We start from the raw sequence: 18042 nt of genomic DNA, 5'->3' as shown, positions 1-18042 counted from the left end.
CTGTTTGGTGCGGTCGGCACGAGGAACCCGGTTGGCCCTGTTGCCACCGTCTTTCCTGAGTTCATCGCCCGCGACGGTCAGGAGCGCGCGGACGGGGGCCGTCAAGGAGGAAAGCGCAGGGTCGGTGCGGCCCGCAGGCGCAGCCGAGGACACGGCTCTGCGCGCCTTGATGGCCCACGGGAGCGGGCTACAGTCGCGGACAAGGTGATGAAGTCAGGGAAGACGGCTGGACATGGCAACGGCCTTCCCTGTGTGCAGACCGCACGGCAAGCGAAGCGCGCAGGCCCGAAGCTGGAAGCCGGGCCGGAGGCGTCAGCGATGCGAAAGGCTGGCAAAGCCAGTCCCGCCAGGGATGAGCGACTAGCGAACCTGGAGCAGCGCGATCCGCGAAGCGGAGACGCAAAAGAACTCTTCGTTTACCATTTGTTCTGCAAGCAAATGTTGCTAAAGCAAGAACACGGGGGGCTAAAAGTGATCGTCTGCATTAACCGTCTCAAGCAGTTCGGCATCTTCAGCGACTTCAATGGAACGAAGATCCAGAAGTTCGGCCGGTACAACCTTGTCTATGGCTGGAACGGAACAGGCAAGTCAACCCTATCGAATCTATTCTCTTGCTTTGAGCTTCGCTCGATGGTTCCTCGCTTCAGCGCGGGTCAGTTTTCAGTTATTTTGGAAGACGGCTCAACGATCACGGAAGCCACACTCCCTTCATCCCAATTAAATATCCATGTCTTCAATCAACGCTTTGTGCATGAGAATATTGATTGGGACAAATCCGTAAAAAGCATCCTTCTCATTGCGAAAGAGAAGATTGATGACTTGCAAAAACTGGAGAAGCTAAAAGGCGATCTTCAATCGAAGAAGAAAGCTCACGACGAAAAGCAAAGCGACATCAAGAAGCAGCGTGAAGCATTGGATAAATTTCTGACCAATGCTGCCAAGAAAATGAAGCTAGGACTTCAGGCGATTGATACGAGCGATAGCTACTACTTGAACTACGACCGCCGAAAGCTCTCCAATTTCATTCAGAATAATGGCAAGGCCATTGTTAATCCTGGCTCGGTTCTTCCAGATGAGAAGGTCATCGACCTCACGAATGCCGCCAAACCAGATCAACTTCCAAGTATTACCTTCGCCTCAACGGCCATTGAGCCGGACTACTTTAAGAAGGCGGCAGGTCGCATCAGAGACTTGATTGGAACTACAGCAGTCAATCAAGCTATCCGGCGGCTGACTGATAACCCGGACATTCGTGAATGGGTTCAAGCCGGCTTGGAAATTCATAAAAACCATGATTCGCAATCCTGCGAGTTCTGCGGCTCCCCATTCACCCAGCTTCGTGCTGAGGCACTTGCCGCTCACTTCAGCAAAGAGTTCACGGATTTTCAAAACCGGCTTCAGAGCGCCGCGACTTGGATTGAATCTCAAGGTGCTCCAGCCAATCAGTTGCCCGCAGCGACGGAGTTTTATAAAGAGCTATCGGCTGACGCAGATAAATTCCAGAAGGAATACACATCTGCTGCTGAGAAGATCAACCAGCAAATAGACGGATGGCGGCAAGCTCTGAAAGCCAAAATTACAGATCCTGCAAAGACAGACATTCAGATTTCGGATGTGGTTGAAGAGGATGTCACGAATTTCAATGAGATCCTAAAGTCGATCGTTGCGCTCGTCGGAAAGCATAACAATAAGACTTCAAACTTCAAATCTGAGACATCAAAAAGCAAGGTGGCACTGGAACTTCACTTTGCTGCGGCTGAGGTGCAAGAATTTGACTATGCTGGAAGTGAGAAGAAATGCAATGACCTTGAGGCTGAAGCAAAGAATGACTACAAGGAAATTGAAAAACTTGGTCAAGAGGTCGGAGCAATAGAGGCGCTGCTCTCAAATGAGACGGTGGGGGCGAAAGAGTTCAATGACATCCTGCATCGTTTCATCGGTCGTTCTGAGCTTTGCTTGAGCTTTAATCAAAATAAAAAAGGCTATGAGATCATCAGAAACGGTGTGGGTGAGCATGATGGGAATTTGAGCGAAGGTGAGAAGACTGCGATTGCATTTGTCTACTTCATCACGAAGCTCAAAGAAAATGGAAACAACATCAAGGACACAATTGTCGTCGTTGATGATCCGGTCTCAAGCTTTGATTCAAATCACCTGTTTCATGCCTATTCTTTCCTGAGAACTCAATGCACTGAAGCCAAGCAACTTTTTGTACTCACCCACAACTTCACTTACTTCAAGCTGGTGAGAGACTGGTTCACTGGAACGAACAGGAACAGGATCGCCAAAGGAAAAGCTGAGAATTGCTTCTTCTATCGACTGGATGCGCCTCCTGGTTCACCCCGCCACTCGCTGCTTGTTGACGCCGACGACTCTCTGAAGAATTACGGTTCGGAGTACCACTATATTTTCAAGAAGCTCTATGAATATAGGGCGCATACGACTCTTAACCGAGACGAAGCATTCTTGACGGCGAACCTCGCACGCAAGCTAGTTGAATCGTTCTTTACCTTCAAGTATCCAAGGCGGAGAAGCGACATTAGTCAATTAATGGATGTTGGCCTGAAAGACTGCACCATCACGACACCGGAACTCAAAGAGAAGATATACCGCTTTATCAACAAGTATTCGCATAGCGATGTAATTGAAATAACCGAGGAATCGGCAGAAAACTTGGCAGGCGAAAGTCACAGCGTCATCGGGCACATCTTTCAGTGGCTGGAGGAAGTGGACAAGAAACATTACGACGAGATGATTCAGGTTGCGACTGCCTGAGCGCCAGGCCCGCGAGGGCCGGAGTTGCGCCACCAGGCGCAGCAAAAAGGGGGCCGAAGCCCCCCTCGTCAAATCAGGCCGCGCTCGGCGAATGACGTGGTGCGAGTCCCCGCAACGATGACGTGATCCAGCGTGCGAACGTCCACCAGCGCCAGCGCCTGCCGAAGCTGCGCGGTCATCGATCTGTCGGCCGCGCTCGGCTCGGGGTTCCCACTCGGATGGTTGTGCGAAACGATGACCGCCGCCGCATTGAGCCGCAGCGCCTGCTTCACCACTTCGCGCGGATGCACCTCGGCGGCGTCGATCGTGCCGTGGAACATCTCCACGTAGTCGATCAACCGATGGCGCGTATCGAGAAACAGGACGGCAAAGACTTCGTGCTCGAAGCCGGCCAGCTTGGCGCGCAGGTAGTCCTTGACCGCCTCCGGCGAACTGAACGATGCACCGCGCTGCATCTTCTGTTCGATGACCTGGCGCGCAGCTTCCAGAATCTGGTCGGCGTCCGCCGGCCGATAGCGGCCACGGCCATCGCGCACCATCAGCGGGGTATCGTGAGAGAGGGAGAATTGCGACATGATCGTGCTCCGGTTGCTCGGGCGGAATTGCCCGGAACCGTGTTCAGCACGGCGCAGCGCAAGCAGTCAGGGGTCGCAGACGGCCACCAGGACGCAAGCGCGCATGGCGCGCGCCGCCCTTGACGGCGAGGACGCCGTGATACGGTGAAGGGAGCAGCAAGACCGCCTACACACCGCCCACTGCACACCCTCGGCTTTTGGGCAAGCGGAGCGCGCAGGCCCGCGAGGGCCGAAGGCGTCAGGGGTCAAGGCCGAATGGCCGCGACTCGGAACGAGGCGTGGGGCGCAGCCCGCGAACCCGACGGCGGAACGCCGGGACGCCCGGTTACTGCGGGAGTTTCTTGGGCTGCTTCGACGTGCGCGATTCCAGCAAGCGCCGCGTAGTCTCCAATTCCTTCTGCAACAGCTCGGCATCCGGCAGCACGGTACGGTAGTTCGCCGCCATCACCTTTGACGGCAAACCTTCCAAGGCATACCGCGCCAGGGCATGGCCCTTGTCGGCGCACAGGATCAACCCCACGGGCGGGTTTTCATCGGGATAGGCCCAATGCTCCTTGGCGTAGTTGCAATACATGAGCATCTGGCCCACGTCGGCATGGGACAGGCTGCCCAGCTTCAAGTCGATGATGACCAGGCAGCGCAGCCGCCGGTGGAAAAACAGAAGATCCACCCGATACCAGGTCTGGTCGATGCGCAAGCGCCGCTGCCGCCCGACGAAGGTGAACCCTTCGCCCAGCTCCAGCAGAAAATCCTCCAGCCGCTGGATCAGCGCGGCCTCCAGATCGGATTCGGAATACTCGTCCTTGAGGTTCAGGAACTCCAGCACGTAGGGGTCTTTGATGGCGTCGTCGGGCCTGACGGCATCCTCGGGCCTCGGCGCTGCGCCCTTGACCAGCATCGCCGCCTTGTCCTTGGACAAGGCCGTGCGCTCGTAGAACTGGCTGCCGATCTGCCGGTCAAGCTGGCGCACGCTCCAGCCGCCGCGCAACGCCTCGGCCTCGTAGAACCGGCGGGCGTGGTCGTCCTTGACCGCCAGCAGCCGCACGTAGGCCGACCACGGCAGCGGGAACACCTGCGCCAGCTCGGCCAGGGCGAATTTCCGAGACACTGTCTCGGAAATCTCGGCAGGCGGTTCGTCGCCTGATTTCCGAGACAGTGCCTCGGAAATCATGGGCCGGGGGTAGGCGGCGAAGAACCGCCGCATGTTCTCCAGATTGTCCGGGCTGAAACCGCGCCCGAAGCGCGCGGTCAGGTCGGCGGACAGCCGGGCAATCAACTGCTCGCCATAGCCCGCGCGCCGCTTGCCCTGTTGCTCGGCCTCCACGATGCGGCGGCCGATTTCCCAATAGCTGGCCGTCATCAGCGCATTGACGCTGCGCGCCGCCGCCTGGCGCGCGGCGTCCAGCAGTTCCACGATGCCGCCGTGGATGCCGGCGTAGCCGGCAGGCAGGGCGGCGTCTTTGGCGGCTTTGGGCGTCCGGGCGCTCATGCCGTGGCCTCCTGCGGCTGCGGTTGCCGCTTTCCGGTGATGGTCTGCCGACGGGTCGCCACCAGTTCGGCGGCTTGGCGCACAGGATCGTCCTCGGTGTGGACGTAGCGCATGAACATCGCCACGGTCTTGTGCGCCGTCAGCGCCATACCGACCTTGACCGGGACGCCCGAATTGGCAATGTCGGTCGCGGAGCGATGGCGAATGCCGTGGGTGCCGACCTTCGGCACGCCGGCATTGCTGAGGATGCGCCGCCACCCCTGATAGTAGGTGTGGGGACTGAGGGGCTGGCGGTGGTCGATGATCGCCGGGCAGACATAGGGCGAATCGCCATAGCGGGGGGCGCTCGTCAGCCGCCGCTTGGCTTCCTCGCTCAAGGGCTTGGACATATCGCCGGTCTTGCTGTCCGGCCAGACCACCCGGCCATTGGGCAGGTCGAGCCAATCCCACTGCAACAGCAGGATTTCCGACATGCGCGCCGCGAACTCGAATTGCAGCCGGACGGCCAGCAAGAGGATGGGATGCTCCAAGTTCTCGGCCTCGGCCTTGTCCAGATAGGCGAACAGCTTGACCATCTGGTCATCGGTAATGAGCCGGGTCGAGCCTTTCTCCGGGTACTTGGGCACATGGCGGCACGGGTTGGAGCCGTCCGGCCGATAGCCCCACAGTTCGGCCAGATTGAACATCTTGCGCACGAGCGACAACACCCGATTGGCCTGGGTGGGCGACTTCTCCATGCGCTTCATCAGCGCGGTAATGTCGTTGCGCGTGACTTCGTGAACCTTCTTGGTGCCGAAGGCCGGAATGACGAAGGTGTCGATCTGGTACTGGTAGCCGGCCTGGGTGCTCGGCTTGTTGTGCGGCTTGGAGTGGTCATCCATGAACCGGCCGCACAGCTCCTTGACCGTTGGGGCCTTGCGGGCATCCGCCTTGTCCAGTCCGGGGTCGCCGCCGCGCCGGACTTCGGCCAGCCAGTCTTGCGCCAGCGACCGGGCCTGTTCGACCGTCAGCTCGCCGAACTGGCCGAGTGACGGCTTGCGCCGAACACCGGAGTTCGTGCGGTACTGAAGCATGAATACCTTGCGCCCGGTTGGTGTAACCTTGCACAAGAAGCCTGGAACGAGCGTATCCCGGAGTTCCACGTCGCAGGTTCGCGCCTGTGCCGTGTCAACGACGGACTTGGTGAGTTTGATTTTCGCCATGAGGGTGCTCCTGAAAGGCCCCGATTCCAGGGGCCGGCTAGGAGCCAAGCGAAAGGGAACCGGGGCGGTTTGCATCGCGCACCGGGATATGATGGAAGGCATTGGTTAGCTGGAAAACCTGCTACAGCAAGCCCCATCCAACCCCAGCGGTGCCCCGGTGCGGAAGCCATGCTCTGGCTTAAAATCCCCCGGCTTTTGCCGTGCCGGTTCGATTCCGGCTCCGGGCACCACTCCAAGACGCCCTGACCTGCGCCGTCATTTCGGCCCCCGGTGGCGTGATATAGTCGTTTATGGGCGGTTCACGGCACAATGTCCTGCAACCGCCTGTACATCTCCCGGCCCAAGGAATCGACACAGCGTGGCATCTCCCGAGCACCGCTCAGAACCCTCGCCAAGGCGCCGACCCGGCCCCATGTCCCTGTGTCACTCCGAGCCATGCCGTTGAAGATCTCGCGCTGGCCCCTGCTGGCGGGTTGCCTTGCGGGCGGCCTGATGCTGCTCGTGCTTTTCAGCCTGCTGCAGGTCTGGAAGCAGCGGGTTCAGGACGAGACCCGCGCCGAGCTGGTGGGGCAACTGGGCAATCTCCGGGCCCGGCTGGAATCCGAGCTCAATGCGGTGATCCACGTCACCGACGGTCTGGTCACCTACATCATGTTCAACCCGGACCTGGGCGAGACCGAGTTCGACGCCATCGCCGCCATGCTCATGGAACGCAGGCCGGGGCTGATCAGCCACTTCACCGCTGCGCCCGACAACGTCATCCGCTATCTCCATCCCCTGGAAGGCAATCGTGCGGCCCTGGGCCTGGACCTCATGAGCCACCCGGAGCAGTCCGGTTCGGTGCTGGACATGATGGAGCGCCGCTCGACGGTGCTCGCCGGTCCCTGGGAGCTGGTGCAGGGTGGCCTGCGCCTGATCATCCGCACGCCCATCTTCGTGCCTGCCCACGTGGCCGGGACCGAGGACGACCGCTACTGGGGACTGGTCTCCATTCCCGTGGACATGCAGCGCCTGTACGAGGCGGCCGGGCTGGGTTACTTCGAGCGCAGCATGGACATCGCCATCCGCGGGCGGGACGGCCTGGGCGCTCGGGGTGAGACCTTCTACGGCGATCCGGCGCTGTTTCGCCGTGACAGCCTGCGCCAGACGGTGACCATGCTGGGGGGCGAGTGGGAACTGGCCGCCGAACCCAGTGGCGGCTGGCCGGCGGTGACGCCCGTCGGCGGTCTCTGGGGTCTGATCTGGCTGATCACGCTGCTCACGGGCGCGCTGGCCTGGTATCTGAGCCTCCAGGGACAGCGCCTGCGCCAGTCGGAGGTCAAGTACCGGGCGCTGATGGAGAACCTGAGCGACGGCGCGTGCATCGTCCAGGACGGCTGGCTGCGTTATGTGAATCCCCGCTTCAGGGACATCTTCGGCCATGACGAAGAATTACTGCTGTCTCATCAGCTGAGTGACTTCCTGGTCGCCGAGGACCGCGATCAGCTCGCCAGACTCATGTCCAGGGTGATCGCCGATCCTGCCCGCCCCGGACCGCTGGAGACGGAGCTTCGCATCCGCACCGGTGATGCGGGGCACAGCTACGTGCGCATCAACCTGAGCGCCATGGCGTGGGAGGACGGGCCGGCGATACTGGCGACGGTTTCCGACATCGATGACCGCAAGCGGCTGGCCAACCAGCTGCTCGACAGCCATGAGCGGCTCAACGCCATCATCCGGGCACTGCCGGACATCGGTTTCATCATCGACGACCAGGGGCAGTACCGGGATGTCTTCGGCGGCCTGGACAGCCAGCTGTACCACCGGGGGCAGGCGCTGATCGGCAAGCGCCTGCACGAGGTACTGCCGCTGGAGCTGGCGGACCGCTTCCTGTCGGTGGTGCACAAGGCCCTGGAGACCTCGAGCCTTCAGACCCTGGAATATGCCCTGAGCGCCGAGCAGATCAGTATCCCGCCCAAGGGAGGTCCCGATGGAACCCTGTGGTTCGAAGGGCGTGTCATGGCCATGGGGGCCAGGGTCTTCGACCGCCCCGCGGTTATCTGGCTGGCCATGAATGTCACCGCGCGCAAGCGTCTGGAGGAATCCATGCGCCTCAATGCCCGGGTGTTCGAGGACAGCAACGAGGGCATCTTCATCACCGATGCGGGCAACCGCATCATCTCCGCCAACACGGCCTTCACGCGCATCACCGGCTATGAAGCCGCCGAGGTGATCGGTCGCAATCCGGGACTGCTCAGCTCCGGCATGCACGACGAGGCCTTTTATCAGTCCCTGTGGGAACAGGTGCTGCTGCACGGGCGCTGGGAAGGGGAGATCTGGAACCGGCGCAAGGACGGTCGTGTGTATCCCCAGAACCTGTCCATCAGCGTGGTGCGCGATGGTGAGGGACGCATCAGCCACCACATCGCCATCTTCTCCGACATCACCCGGCGCAAGGAGGCCGAGGCCCAGATCCGGCACATGGCACTGCACGACAACCTCACCGGGCTGGCCAACCGCACCCTGTTGCGGGATCGCCTGACACAGGCCATCGAACAGGCGCGACGTGACAGGAACAGCCTGGCGCTGCTGTTCATCGATCTGGACGATTTCAAGCCGGTCAATGATACCCACGGCCACGAGGCGGGGGACCGGGTGCTCAAGGAAGTGGCTCAGCGTCTGCGGGCTGCGGTGCGCCGGGTGGACACCGTGGCGCGCATGGGCGGGGATGAGTTCGTGATTCTGCTCCAGGCCCTGGAGCAGGAGGACATGGCCATCCAGGTGGCCGAAAAGATCATCGATTCACTGTCCAGGCCGATACAACTCAACGGCCAGACATGCCTGCTGGGGGCCAGCGTCGGCATCGCCCTGCATCCCCGCCATGGCGAGGACCACGACGGCCTGATGCGGGCCGCCGACCAGGCGCTTTACCAGGCCAAGTCGGCAGGCAAGAACCGCTACCAGGTCGCCGGGTACTGAGGTCCCAGGCCCAAATCAAAGAGCCAAGGATCGCAATTGATGGTGGTCTCCGGGCCTGACTCGCGCTGTCTCTGGAAGGAGAAGCGTAGCCATAGGGCGGGCCGTGCCCGCCTGCTGTCCTTGAACCTGCGGCTGACGTCGAACCTGGGTCTGACGGCGCGTACGGCACGCCCTATGCGCAAGCGCACCGCACGCCTTGGTGTGATATGCGGGCTACTCCACGCCCTCCACGGACTGTACCCACACGCCGCGGTCGCAGCGCAGCAGCATGCCGCCGCTGTTGACGTAATCGCCGTGCTGGTAGGCGATGTCATTGAAGTAGCACGCGGGTTCTCCCGGCACCTCCTGCTTGAGCACATCGGACTCCTCGTCCATCTCCATGGCGATGGGGGAGTTGCGCAGTTCGGGATCCTGCGCGCCCACGTGGGGCGGGGTATGGCTGTTGCTCATCGGATTCTCCGGTTCCTTGTGCAATGTCTCTGGTCAAGCCTTCTGCGCAGTATGGACGATGCCCGGTGACCTGGTTTGACCGTCGTCAGGTAAACAGGCCGCTTGGGCACCGGATGGCAGGCAGCGCTAAAAACTTGTGTTATTAGTCTACAACGTCAACCGCCACCGTCACACAGGAACCGCAGCATCATGGGCAAGCCCACCGACGAAGAACTCAAGGCCGCGCGCATGCGCGAGCATGGCGAGGATCCCCACTTTCTCGCCAAGTGTCTGCTCAACCTCAACTACCGGATGAAGCACCTGGAACGGGTGCTCAGCGCCTCGGAGCGTTACCTGCATTCGGGCCTTGCCGAGCACAACCACGCGGAACTGGTGCGCACCATCGAGGCCTACAAGCGCGCCGAGGCCCGGGGCACCTACGAGGAAGACAAGGAACCCTGGCTCGAATAGGGCGAGGGCGAATTCAAGATTCAAAATTCAAAATTCAAAGGGATAGGCATCTGCCCTTTGAATTTTGAATCTTGAATCTGAATCTCAGGAATGCGCTTTCCTGAGTTCCCTGACCCGATCCCGCGCCGGATGCAGGGCCTCCACCAGGTCACGGGGCAGGGGCAGGGGATCGCCGTGCATCAGCGAGGCCAGCAGTTCGGCGCTCAGGGGGGCGGTGGTCAGGCCCCGCGAGCCATGGGCCAGGCTGGTGTAGACGCCGGGCAGCAGGGGCGCCCCGGGATAACTGTCGGGGCGACGGCCGTGATGCAGTTCCCCGTAGCAGCGTTCGAAGGCCACCATGTCCGGCAGCGGCCCCGCGAGCGGTAGGCGGCCCGGGGCGTTGAAGCGCAGCGCCGCCCGTCCGGACAGGGGCGGGTCCTCATCCCCCAGCGCGTCCGGCCAGACCCGGCGCAGTCCCGCCAGGTTGCTGGCATGTTCCTCGGGACGCAGCCGGGTGTTCCGGTCACCACGCACGAAACTCGCGCCGCAGACATGGCCGCTTCGGGTTGCCGGTGTCAGGTAGCCCTCGTAGCACAGCACCCTCTTCAGCCCCCGCGTGTTGCGGCTTGTTTCAATCACACTCAGCTGACCGCGCAGGGGCCTGGGTTCGATGCCCGGATGCAGCCCCGGCAGGCCCGCGCCGTTGGCCAGCACCACCCGGGGTGCGCGTGTGATCGCCACGCCATGCTCATCTTCCAGCAGCCAGTCTTGTCCGTCACGGGTGAGGCGTGACACCGCTCGTCCCAGGCGCAGATTCACACCCGCCGCTGCCAGTTGCGCGCGGCACAGGGCCGCCGGGTCCACCCAGCCTGCCCGGGGCAGGAACAGGCCCGGCAGGTTGAGTGGCACGCCGGCCAGCTCGCTGGCCTCGGCGGCATCCACGGCCCGCATCAGTTCCGGGGGCAGGGTCAGGCGTTCACGGATGCGTTCCAGGCGCTGCGCAAGGCGCTTGCCGTCGGCCAGCCACAGGGCGCCGCACCAGTCACGGGGCAGGGCCTCCGGGGTCAGTCCCAGGGATTCGATCCACTGGCGGGAAAACGCCGCCGCCGACAGGGTGAAGCGGCTCACCACCCCGTGATCGGCGCTCAGGTGCGGCATGAGGATGCCGGCCGGGTTGCCGGAGGCGCCGGCGGCCACCTGATCCGCGCCATCCACCACCGTGACCTGCCAGCCCCGGCGCGCCAGGGCCAGGGCCACGGCGCTGCCGGCAAGGCCTGCGCCGAGTACCGCCGCCTGGCGTGCGGCGGGTGGGGCGGGGGGCGGGTTCGAGTACCAGGGCGGGGTGGGGTCGGGGGTCGCTGCCTGTGTGTTTCTCAGGCCGCGGATGCGTTCCCGCTTGTGGCCGAAACCCGGCAGGCGCTCAATGGCAAAACCCGTGGTCTCCAGGCCGCGACGCACGTGGCCTGCGGCGGTGAAGCTGGCGAGTGTTCCGCCTGCCGGTGTCAGGCGCGCCACTTGCGCGTACAGGGCCTCCTGCCACAGTGCCTGGTTGCGTGCCGGGGCAAAGCCATCCAGGTACCAGGCATCCACCTGCGCCTGGCACTGGCTCAGGCAGTCCACGGCATCGCCGAACATCAGGGTGAGGCTCAGACGTTCCCCGGGGAACAACAGCCGGTGAAAGCCGGGCACCGGCGCCGGGTATTGGGCCAGCAGCGCCTCACCCAGGTCACGCAATGCCCGGGGCAGGGTGGAGATCAGCCGGGCCAGGTCCTCGCGGGTGAAGGGATGCAGTTCCACGCTCAGGTAGTGCAGCCAGCCGGCTCCCGGCTGGCCGCGCCAGAGATCCCAGGTCAGCAGGAAGTTGAGCCCGGTGCCAAAGCCGGTCTCGGCGATGGTGAACACATCCCGGTCGAGCCAGCGTTCGGGCAGGCCGTTGGCCTCAAGGAACACGGTGCGGGATTCCTCGGCGCCGTGGCCGTGGCTGAAGTACACGTCGCCGTAGCGCGACGACCAGGGCGTGCCGTCGCGAAACTCCAGGACCGCCGGCTCCAGGGGCTGGAATCCGGCGCCTGTGTCAGTTGCGGATGCCATGCCCCTTGTTGAGCAGGTACAGGCTGAAGGAAAACAGCGCGGCGATGAAGCCCAGGATGATGGCGTAGGAGAGCCACAGGTTGATGTCGCTCACCCCGAGCAGCCCGTAGCGGAAGGCGTTGACCATGTACAGGATGGGATTGAGGTGTGAGACCCCCTGCCAGAACTCCGGCAGCATGGTGATGGAATAGAACACGCCACCCAGGTAGGTGAGCGGGGTGAGCACGAAGGTGGGGATGATGGAGATGTCGTCGAAGCTCTTGGCGTAGATGCCGTTGATCAGGCCTGCCAGGGAGAACAGCACGGAGGTGAGCAGCACCACCGAGAGCGTCACGCCGAGGCTGTGCATGCTGAAGGGACTGAACAGCAGCGACACCAGGGTGACCGCCACGCCCACAGTGAGCCCCCGGCACACGCCGCCGGCCACGAAGCCCAGGATGATGAGCGCGTTGGGGATAGGGGCCACCAGCATCTCCTCGATGTGATGCTGGAACTTGGAGCCGTAGAAGGACGACACCACGTTGGCGTAGGAGTTGGTGATGATGGTCATCATGATCAGGCCGGGGACGATGAAGTCCATGTAGCGCAGGCCGTCCATCTCGCCGATGCGCGAACCGATCAGGCCGCCGAAGATGATGAAATAGAGCGCCGTGGTGATGGCCGGCGGCAGCACGGTCTGCACCCAGATGCGCATGAAGCGCAGAACTTCCTTGATGACGATGGTCTGGAAGGCGATCCAGTTGCGGCGCAGGCTCATGAGGGACGGTTCTCCTTCACCAGGTTCATGAACAGCTGCTCCAGGCGGTTGGTCTTGTTGCGCAGGCTCAGCACCTGCACGTCGGCGGCGGCCAGATCCGTGAACAGCGCGTTGACGCTGTCCTCCTTGCGGATGTCCGCCTCCAATGTCAGTTCATCCACCCAGCGCAGCGTGTGCCTGGGCAGTTGCGGCAGCTGGGCCAGGGGCCTTGCCAGGTCGAGCACGAAGGTCTCCACGTTGAGCTTGCCCAGCAGGCCCTTCATGGTGGTGTTCTCGATGATCTCGCCATGGTCGATGATGGCGATGTTGCGGCACAGGCTTTCCGCCTCTTCCAGATAATGGGTGGTGAGGATGATCGTGCGACCCTCGGCGTTGATCTTGCGCAGGAAGGTCCACATGGAGCGGCGGATCTCGATGTCCACGCCGGCGGTGGGTTCGTCCAGGATCAGCAGCTGCGGCTCGTGCACCAGGGCCCGGGCGATCATGAGGCGGCGCTTCATGCCCCCCGACAGGGTGCGCGCCATCTCGTGGCGCTTTTCCCACAGTCCCAGTTCGCGCAGGTAGCGCTCCGCCCGCTCGTAGGCCTGGCGCCGGGGGATGCCGTAATAACCGGCCTGGTTGACGACGATCTCCACCACCGGCTCGAAGGTGTTGAAGTTGAATTCCTGGGGTACCAGGCCCAGGCAGGCCTTGGCGGCATCCTTCTCCCGGTCGATGTCGTGGCCAAAGATGGAGACTTGGCCGGCGGTCTTGTTCACCAGGGAGGCGATGATGCCGATGGTGGTGGATTTGCCCGCGCCGTTGGGGCCCAGCAGGGCGAAGAAATCCCCGGGCTGCACGTCCAGATCGATGCCCTTGAGCGCCTGGAAGCCATTGCGGTAGGTCTTGGTCAGATTCCGGATCGAGAGGGCTTTGGGCATTGTTTTTAAGAGGTTTTTGCGAAGCTGTGACAAGTCGATAATGGTAACATGGGTGCTTGGGTGAGGGGTGAGGCAAACGGCGCCAGGTGTGGGTCGCGATGCCGAATCCTGTGTTCCGAATGTCTGAATAGGTGATCTGATGCGCGCGTGTTTCAGCCTTGATACCAAGACCGAGGCCATCCCCCTGGTTCCCCTGACCCCGGACACCCTGGCCTCGTGGCTGGAAGCCCATCCGCCCCGGGTCAGGGCCTGGGTGGAGGCCAACGGCTTCAAGGGCAAGCCCAATTCGCTGTGCACGCTGCCCGATGAGCATGGCCGCATCCAGGGCGTCCTGGTGGGCCTGGACACCGAGGCCCCTGTCTGGAGCGTGGCGGGTGCGGCGCGCAAGCTCTGCCCCGGCACCTATCGCCTCGACACCGACCAGGACGTCGCCTGGCTGACCCAGGCCTGCATCGGCTGGGGCCTGGGCGCCTACCGTTTCGACCGCTACAAGTCCGCCGAGAAACCGGCGCCGGTGCTGCAACTGCCCGAAGCCGTGGATGCCGACGAGGTACTGCAGGTGGTGGACGCCACCGCCCTGGTGCGCGACCTGGTCAATACCCCCGCCCAGGACATGATGCCCGAGCACCTGGCCGAGGCGGCGCGCATGCTGGCCGATGCCCATGGGGCGGTGTTCTCCACCGTGGAAGGGGAGGCCCTGCTGAGCGAAAACTTTCCCTGCATTCACGCCGTCGGCCGGGCCAGCAGTCACGCGCCCCGCAAGGTGGAGTTGAACTGGGGTGAAGACCATCACCCGCGCATCACCCTGGTGGGCAAGGGCGTGTGTTTCGACAGCGGCGGCCTGGACATCAAGCCCTCAAACGGCATGCGCCAGATGAAGAAGGACATGGGCGGCGCCGCCCACGTGCTGGGCCTGGCGAAGATGATCATGGCGGCCCGGCTGCCCGTGCGCCTGCGGGTGCTGATCGGCGCGGTGGAGAACGCCATCTCCGGGGATGCCTTCCGCCCCGGCGACGTGCTCACCTCGCGCAAGGGCCTGAGCATCGAGATCGAGAACACCGACGCCGAGGGGCGCCTGGTGCTCTGCGATCTGCTCACCGAGGCCTGCGAGGGTGAGCACAAGCCCGACCTGCTGGTGGACTATGCGACGCTCACCGGTGCTGCCCGGGTGGCCGTGGGCACCGAGATCGCAGCGACCTTCACCGAAGACGCGCCGCTCTACGGGGAACTGGAGGAGGCCGCCACGCGGCTGGGAGATCCGGTCTGGCGCCTGCCGCTGCACAAGCCTTACCGCAGCAGCCTGGAGAGCAGCGTGGCCGATATCGCCAACTGCAGCAGCGCCCCCTACGGCGGGGCGATCTCCGCTGCGCTGTTCCTGCAGGAGTTCGTGGACCCGCAGGTACCCTGGGTCCACTTCGATGTCATGGCCTTCAACAACCGCGGCCGCCCCGGCCGGCCCAAGGGTGGCGAGGCCATGGGGCTGCGCGCCATGTTCGAGGTGATCCGCGCGCGCTTCGGCGGCTGAGTACAGTCAAAAGCCGGAACGCGAAGGACGCGAAGGAGTCGCCAAGGACGCGAGGAAAATCGTTGGAATAACTTCGCATCCTTGGCGGGCAGTACCTGTTGTCAGACGGGGCCATTGCGGCCCGGTTCGGCCTCCTGCGATGCCTGCACTGGGACTTCACCGGCGTAGCGTTCCTTGAGCACGCAGATCGCCTGGTACTTGCTGCTCAGCAGATTGTCCTCACCGAGTACCTCCACCAGACCGGCGCGCTCAAAGGCACGGCGTACCGGGCGCTTGAGCCCGCTGAACATCAGGGTCACTCCAGTCTTCTTCAGGTCCGCGGTGAGCGCGCGCAGTTTCTCGGCGCCGGAGGCATCCAGGCGGTTGATGCTGTCTCCCAGCACCAGCAGGGCCTCGGCCCGGGGGAAACGGGACAGGGCATCCAGCACCGCCTCTTCGAAATGGGCCACGTTCATGAACACCAGCGAGGCATCAAAGCGCAGCACTACGAATCTGTCGGAGATGGGTGCCAGGTCGTGGGTGATGGCACCGGCCAGCACGCCGTCCTGGCGCAGGCCCTGGATCTCCGAGCGCGGCTTCACGGTGCCTACCAGGAACAGGAAGGTGGCTGCCAGCACCCCGACGATCACGCCACCGGCCAGGTCGGGGGCGGCGTAAAGCGTGACCGCGAAGGTCAGTGCGCCGGCCACGGCGTCGGCCCGGTTGACCTGCCAGGCCTTGAACAGGCTGCGAAAATCGATCAGCCCGAAGACCGCGCTCATGACGATGGCCGCCAGCACGGCCTGGGGCAGGTGGTAGAGGTACGGCGTGAGAAACAGCATGGCCAGCATCGCCGTCAGGGCGCTGACGATGGCGAACAGCCCCGATTGGGCGCCGGAACGGAAGGCCACCGCCGAGCGCGAGAATGAACCGCTCACCGTGTAGGACTGGAAGAAGGAGCCGGCGATGTTGGCCAGGCCCTGGCCGATGAGTTCCTGATTGCCGTCGATCTTCTCGCGGGTCTGGGCGGCCAGGGCGCGGGAGATGGAGGTGGCCTCCATGAAGCCGATCAGGGCCATCACCAGGGCGGCCGGGAGCAGGGCCAGCATCAGTTCCAGGTCGAAATGGGGCACCGAGAAGCTCGGCAGGCCGCGGGGGACCTCGCCGACCACCTTGCCGCCGCCGCTCAGGATCAGCTGTCCCTGGCGGATGGCCTCGGGCCGGTAGAAGGAGTCACCCTCCTGGGCGAGGCGCCAGCGGGTGGTCTCGCCGCTGCCCGTGCCGGGCACCGGCGACAGACGGATGGCGTGGCTTTCGGCCCTCAGCTCGTTGACGTCTTTGCGGAGTTCCTTCTGGGTGTGTTGCAGTTCAAGCAGGCGGGCCTCCAGCTGGGCATCGAAATCACCCCGATGCCGCAGCGTATCCAGTTGGGCATTGAGCTCGGTCAGTTGCGCGGCAATCTCGGTGAGCCTGCGATTGCCCTGGTCCCAGGCCTCCAGCGTTCGGATCACCTCGGGCGCGTCAATGGCATCCAGCCGGGTCTCGGCCTTGCGTTCGAAGCCGATGGCCGCCGAGAGCAGGGTGCCCAGCACCACGACCACCAGGACCCAGGGGATGCGCTTGTTGATCTTCTGTCCCACGACCAGGATCGCCAGTGCGCCCAGACCGATGAGCAGGGTGAGCGGGTGTGCCTGGCCGATCTGTTCGACCACGTGCCACAGGTCCACCAGGAAGCTGCCGGAGCTGGTGCGCGGCACGTTCAGGAAGGTGTTGAGCAGGGACAGGCCGATGATCAGGGCGGCGGCATTGGTGAAACCGACGATCACCGGCTGGGAGACGAAGTTCATGATCACGTTCATGCGGAACACGCCCAGGCCCAGGCGCAGCAGACCCACCAGCAGGGCCAGCATCACCGAGATCTCGATGAAACGTTCCGTGCCCAGCACGGCAAACGGCGCCACCGCCGCTGCCGAGAGCAGGGACAGCATGGCGGTGGGACCGGTGTGCAGGAACCGGGACGAGCCCCACAGGGTGGCGACGATCACGGGTACAGCCGAGGCATATAGACCGTACACCACGGGGAGACCTGCCAGCGCGGCATAGGCCATGCCCTGCGGGATGAGCACCATGGCCACCGACAGGCCCGCGATCAGATCACCCCGCACGGCGCGCGGGGACATGGGGAACCAGTTCAGGAAGGGCAGCAGGCGATAGAGCCAGGGATTGGGCATGGGCATCTCAGGCTGGGTGTGTAAGGGTCATCAGATGATGCACGAGTGCAGGGGCGGTCAGGTCACGTCCCGATCACAACGGGCGACCGCCACCACCGGCACCTTCAGGTCCACGTGCAGGCTGTGGGTGATCCCGTGGCCGGTGAAACCGTCCGCATCACACACCAAAAACTGTAACCGATGGGTGCGGTTGACGGCACGTTGAATCGCATCATTGCTCGAGCCCTTGAGCCGACGGATCTCCACCCGGTCGTCGGGGTTGAAGGATTCGGGCAGATGTCCGGTGATCTGTGCCAGTACCTTGGCCTCATCCTGGAAGCTGTAGACCACCAGGTTGGCGTCCAGGCGCTGGGCGCTCTCCAGGGCGAAGGCGGCGGCCGGCGCCGAGAGGACCGAGCCCAGGATCAGGCCGATGCGTACCCGCGAGGCCATGGGGCGGGCCGGCTCGAGCTCCGGTTCGCTCGACACCGTGGCCGCGCCCAGGGTCCTGAGTTTCTGGTCGCTGGTGAGGAATTCGCCGGCCTGCTCATGGGCAAGGCCATCGAAGAACTGCCGGAACAGCGATTTGGATTTGGACATGGTGTGTACTCCCGTGATGCGGTGACCGTTCCCGGACGTGTTCTCCGGGCCTTTCTCTATGGTGGTATTGCAACGCCTGTGC

The 18042-nt window shown here is 63.3% G+C and carries 13 protein-coding genes; 4 read left to right on the top strand and 9 right to left on the bottom strand.

Annotated elements, in window-relative coordinates:
- Positions 1-207 precede the first annotated feature (207 nt).
- Positions 208-2775, top strand: coding sequence for an ATP-binding protein (locus tag TGR7_RS09355; RefSeq protein ID WP_225546706.1), 2568 nt, complete (start codon positions 208-210; stop codon positions 2773-2775).
- 68 nt (positions 2776-2843) lie between these two features.
- Here TGR7_RS09355 and radC read toward each other — a convergent pair whose 3' ends face one another.
- From radC to TGR7_RS09340, 3 genes are all read right to left on the bottom strand, one after another.
- Entirely contained in the window at positions 2844-3350 is a 507-nt protein-coding gene (radC, locus tag TGR7_RS09350; protein WP_012638430.1) for a RadC family protein, read from the bottom strand.
- A 325-nt stretch (positions 3351-3675) separates the two neighbouring features.
- On the bottom strand, positions 3676-4839 hold the full coding sequence (locus TGR7_RS09345) for a PDDEXK nuclease domain-containing protein (protein WP_012638429.1): 1164 nt from the start codon (positions 4837-4839) through the stop codon (positions 3676-3678).
- On the bottom strand, positions 4836-6041 hold the full coding sequence (locus TGR7_RS09340) for a tyrosine-type recombinase/integrase (protein ID WP_012638428.1): 1206 nt from the start codon (positions 6039-6041) through the stop codon (positions 4836-4838). Before TGR7_RS09340 ends, TGR7_RS09345 begins: the two co-directional genes overlap by 4 nt.
- Before the next feature lie 435 nt (positions 6042-6476).
- Here TGR7_RS09340 and TGR7_RS09335 point away from each other — a divergent pair, with 435 nt between their 5' ends.
- Entirely contained in the window at positions 6477-8999 is a 2523-nt protein-coding gene (locus TGR7_RS09335) for a sensor domain-containing diguanylate cyclase (protein WP_245522971.1), read from the top strand.
- 213 nt (positions 9000-9212) lie between these two features.
- Here the strand turns inward: TGR7_RS09335 and TGR7_RS09330 are convergent, their stop codons facing one another.
- Positions 9213-9449 (bottom strand): complement C1q domain-containing protein, encoded by a 237-nt coding sequence (locus TGR7_RS09330; protein ID WP_012638426.1) that lies wholly within the window; start codon positions 9447-9449, stop codon positions 9213-9215.
- 189 nt (positions 9450-9638) lie between these two features.
- Here TGR7_RS09330 and TGR7_RS09325 point away from each other — a divergent pair, with 189 nt between their 5' ends.
- Positions 9639-9899 carry a hypothetical protein gene (locus TGR7_RS09325; RefSeq protein ID WP_012638425.1) on the top strand — a complete coding sequence of 87 codons (261 nt, stop codon included), beginning with the start codon at positions 9639-9641 and terminating at the stop codon, positions 9897-9899.
- An 84-nt stretch (positions 9900-9983) separates the two neighbouring features.
- Here the strand turns inward: TGR7_RS09325 and mnmC are convergent, their stop codons facing one another.
- The 3 genes from mnmC to TGR7_RS09310 are packed head-to-tail and all read right to left on the bottom strand — an operon-like array spanning position 9984 to position 13646.
- Positions 9984-11969, bottom strand: a complete 1986-nt coding sequence (gene mnmC, locus TGR7_RS09320; protein ID WP_012638424.1) for a bifunctional tRNA (5-methylaminomethyl-2-thiouridine)(34)-methyltransferase MnmC2/FAD-dependent 5-carboxymethylaminomethyl-2-thiouridine(34) oxidoreductase MnmC1 — start codon at positions 11967-11969, stop codon at positions 9984-9986.
- Entirely contained in the window at positions 11953-12726 is a 774-nt protein-coding gene (locus TGR7_RS09315; RefSeq protein ID WP_012638423.1) for an ABC transporter permease, read from the bottom strand. Before TGR7_RS09315 ends, mnmC begins: the two co-directional genes overlap by 17 nt.
- Positions 12723-13646 carry an ABC transporter ATP-binding protein gene (locus TGR7_RS09310; RefSeq protein WP_012638422.1) on the bottom strand — a complete coding sequence of 308 codons (924 nt, stop codon included), beginning with the start codon at positions 13644-13646 and terminating at the stop codon, positions 12723-12725. Before TGR7_RS09310 ends, TGR7_RS09315 begins: the two co-directional genes overlap by 4 nt.
- 139 nt (positions 13647-13785) lie before the next feature.
- Between TGR7_RS09310 and TGR7_RS09305 the strand changes: the two genes are divergently transcribed.
- The gene (locus TGR7_RS09305; protein WP_012638421.1) at positions 13786-15171 is read left to right on the top strand and encodes a leucyl aminopeptidase family protein; all 1386 of its coding nucleotides are present in this window, start codon (positions 13786-13788) and stop codon (positions 15169-15171) included.
- Positions 15172-15272: 101 nt separating this feature from the next.
- Here the strand turns inward: TGR7_RS09305 and TGR7_RS09300 are convergent, their stop codons facing one another.
- Together TGR7_RS09300 and TGR7_RS09295 are read right to left on the bottom strand one after the other, a co-directional pair.
- Positions 15273-17381 carry a SulP family inorganic anion transporter gene (locus TGR7_RS09300; RefSeq protein WP_012638420.1) on the bottom strand — a complete coding sequence of 703 codons (2109 nt, stop codon included), beginning with the start codon at positions 17379-17381 and terminating at the stop codon, positions 15273-15275.
- A 57-nt stretch (positions 17382-17438) separates the two neighbouring features.
- Complete coding sequence (locus TGR7_RS09295) at positions 17439-17960, bottom strand: hypothetical protein (RefSeq protein WP_012638419.1); 522 nt, start codon at positions 17958-17960, stop codon at positions 17439-17441.
- Positions 17961-18042: the final 82 nt, after the last annotated feature.

This window comes from Thioalkalivibrio sulfidiphilus HL-EbGr7 (assembly GCF_000021985.1).
In the GTDB taxonomy this organism is placed as follows: Bacteria; Pseudomonadota; Gammaproteobacteria; order Ectothiorhodospirales; family Ectothiorhodospiraceae; genus Thioalkalivibrio_A; species Thioalkalivibrio_A sulfidiphilus.
The sequence above is the reverse complement of the archived record's forward strand: the minus strand, read 5'-3'. Positions and strand labels throughout refer to the sequence as shown.